Consider the following 2558-nt stretch of genomic DNA (forward strand, 5'->3'; position numbering starts at 1 on the left):
GTAAGCGCCAAATAAAATGATGTAGTTAAATAAATGAAAAAGAATCAGTTTATCATTGCTAAAATGGTATGCTGATTCTTTTATTTACAATTCTTTTGTATGAACTCACTCCATGGTAGAAACTCGTCTATTATTTCTGGATTTTTGATTAGATCTTGGCTTGGAAGATATGTAAATATTGTTGTCAAATATTTATATGGATCCAATCCATTTGCTTTTGCTGTTTCAATTATACTGTATGCATTAGCACTTGATTCTGCTCCTGATACGCTTGCCGAGAATAACCAGTTCTTTCTTCCTGTCGTAAAAGGACGAATTACTCTTTCATCTAATGAGTTTGTCATTGGAATATATCCATCATATAAGTATTGTCTCAATCCTTCTTCATGATTTAGAGCATATTTAAATGCTCTGCTCAGCTTTGCACTAGCTGTGGCATTTTGATTGGATTTGCACCATGAAAAGAAGTCATCTATTAATGGCTTTGACTTTAGCTGACGTATTTTGACCTTTTTATCAGGTGACAACGCTTCTATTTCTTTTTCTATTGCGAAGAGTTTCTTGATCTTATTCATCGCAATAATCGGAAGCGTATTTTCTGCATTTTCGAGATCATTTGGAAGGCTGTCTCTGAACTTTCTTCTTGCATGTGCCCAGCAGTATGCATTGACACAGCCTTCTATATTGTTATATCCGGAATATGCATCTGATATAACAGTTCCGTGAAAACCGTTGAAGAATATCTGTGGATTATATCCGCATCTGTTTGGTGCGTATACAAATAGTCGGATTGGATATGCACTCTCTTTGATGCTTGAATATACCCACATATAGGATTTAGTTGTTGCCTTTTTACCAGGTTCATTTAGAACTTGAACAGGTGTTTCATCGGCATGGGCATGTTTTGATTCAAGCAGGATTTCATGCATTCTGTCTGTCAGTGGTTTTAACCAGTGCTCACTTGAGTATATGATCCAGTTAGCCATTGTCGTTCTTGAAAGATCTAGACCCATTTGTTTCCATTCGGATTCCTGTCTATAGAGTGGAACGCCATTTACGAACTTTTGTTTCATAACGAAAGCTACACTTTCAGCAGAGGCATAAGAATGTGGAATGACAGGTTCTGGAATTCCAGGACTTTTCATTACACTCTTTCCATTTGCACGACATTTTCTGCACTCATATGTCGTTGTATATATATCTCTTACTTTTAACTTGGCCGGTACAAATTCAATTTCGTGTCGAACAAATTTCTTTCCGATAGAGACAAGTTTACTGTTACAGACTGGACATACAAGTTCAGATTCAGGAAGTGTCATAATAACTTCGATATGTGGCAATTTAGATAGTTTATCATCCAACTGTCCTTTATACTTTTTCTTTTTATTGAATTTGACTTCTTCAAGAATAAATTGTTCCTCGTCTGGATCTGCTTCTACTTCAGCCTCATCAAAAAGAGAAAGCTGCTCAAAACCAAGTGACTTTGATGTTTCACTTTTTGTTCCAAACAGCTTGCGCTTTAAATATTCATTTTCTTCCTTTAGATTCTTGTTTTCTTTTTGGATTTCTTCCAATGTCTTTGATAGTGCTACAACTGCTGACTGCATCTGTAGATATAATTCTTTGTAGTCGATACCTGCATTTTCAATCATTCGAAGCACTCCTTAACTGTCTATATTATACCATATTTAATGCAAAATATCCTTAATATAAAGCTAAATAGCACATCTTTTATTACTCTTTTTTATTGTTCGTGACTGCTCTATTTTAAGTCCTTCTAAAAGCCATCTGAACTGCTGATCTGTTATTTTCATTACTTCATCTTTATTTCTTGGCCATATGAATTTTCCATTTTCAAGACGCTTATACAAAAGAACAAATCCGTCACCTTCCCAGTACAAGACTTTCATTTTTGTACTGCTCCTTCCACAAAAGAGAAACAGTGAATTCGAAAAAGGATCCAGTTTGAAATTCTGTTGTACAATAGCTGCAAGTCCATCAATTGATTTTCTCATATCTGTATATCCACAGGCAATATAGATATGTTCTGCTTTAGAAATATCACCTAACATATTTATTCAACAGCTCCCGGATCATCCATTCAGGACAATTAGAATTGATTTCTATTTTTGTGTTTCCTTGACAAATCGTCATTACTGAAGAAGATATGCATACAGGAGTAGATTGAGGAGCCTGTATTTCTACAATGTCGTTTGATTCAGGAACCAGAGGAAGTACATTATTTCTTTTTTTGTATGGAATCTGTTCAATTGCCATCTTTCTTAGTTTTGCCAGGTAATAGTAATAACTTTTAATACTAACGTTATTCTGTTCGCACCATTCTTCGTTTGATAGATCACTATTTATACATTCACGAATGATTGCCAGCCACTTTTCCGCCTTCAGTCTCTGCTTGGGCGTTAAATCCTCTAATTTCATCTAATCATCTCCAATCATTTTATAGAGTTTTTAGACTGTACTCTAGAAACTCTAATTTTCTATATAATTGTCGATTTTTTTGAAATGATTTTCAATCCAGCATATTACTTGGCGCTTAC

At 34.8% G+C, this 2558-nt stretch carries 3 protein-coding genes; all 3 read right to left on the reverse strand.

Translation table 11 applies throughout. From position 1 onward, the window contains the following. Window positions 1-80 precede the first annotated feature (80 nt). On the reverse strand, window positions 81-1652 hold the full coding sequence (locus EUBIFOR_RS11305; protein WP_003866206.1) for an IS66-like element ISEbi1 family transposase: 1572 nt from the start codon (window positions 1650-1652) through the stop codon (window positions 81-83). A 63-nt stretch (window positions 1653-1715) separates the two neighbouring features. Further along, the gene (gene tnpB / locus EUBIFOR_RS11310) at window positions 1716-2072 is read right to left on the reverse strand and encodes an IS66 family insertion sequence element accessory protein TnpB (RefSeq protein ID WP_003866207.1); all 357 of its coding nucleotides are present in this window, start codon (window positions 2070-2072) and stop codon (window positions 1716-1718) included. Next, window positions 2062-2439: an IS66 family insertion sequence element accessory protein TnpA gene (gene tnpA, locus EUBIFOR_RS12255; RefSeq protein WP_003866208.1), complete on the reverse strand. Its 378-nt coding sequence runs from the start codon at window positions 2437-2439 to the stop codon at window positions 2062-2064. Before tnpA ends, tnpB begins: the two co-directional genes overlap by 11 nt. Between the last annotated feature and the right edge of the window lie 119 nt (window positions 2440-2558).

The organism is Holdemanella biformis DSM 3989 (assembly GCF_000156655.1).
GTDB classification, from domain to species: Bacteria; Bacillota_I; Bacilli_A; order Erysipelotrichales; family Erysipelotrichaceae; genus Holdemanella; species Holdemanella biformis.